This window comes from Candidatus Clostridium helianthi, assembly GCF_045310795.1.
Lineage (GTDB): Bacteria > Bacillota > Clostridia > Clostridiales > Clostridiaceae > Clostridium > Clostridium helianthi.
Genome location: NZ_JBJIAB010000152.1, coordinates 1 through 303, shown reverse-complemented (window position 1 = coordinate 303; position 303 = coordinate 1). Strand labels below are relative to the sequence as shown.

Annotated in this window: 1 protein-coding gene; it reads left to right on the top strand. The window is 37.6% G+C overall.

The window, feature by feature from the left end; all coding sequences use genetic code 11:
• A partial coding sequence (locus ACJDTP_RS27590; RefSeq protein ID WP_406763022.1) for an acyl-CoA dehydrogenase family protein occupies nucleotides 1-295 on the top strand: 295 nt, incomplete at its 5' end.
• Nucleotides 296-303 lie beyond the last annotated feature (8 nt).

Here is a 303-nt window from a genome sequence, read left to right as displayed (position 1 = left end):
ATGGTATATAGCTGAAATGGATGTTAAAATCCAAGCTGCTAAATACTTAGTATACCTAGCTGCAACAAAGAAGCAAGCTGGTGAGCCTTACTCAGTAGATGCTGCAAGAGCTAAATTATTTGCTGCAGATGTTGCAATGGAAGTTACAACTAAAGCAGTTCAAATCTTTGGTGGATATGGTTACACTAAAGAATACCCAGTAGAAAGAATGATGAGAGATGCTAAGATATGCGAAATCTACGAAGGAACTTCAGAAGTTCAAAAGATGGTTATCGCAGGAAGCATTTTAAGATAGGAGGACTT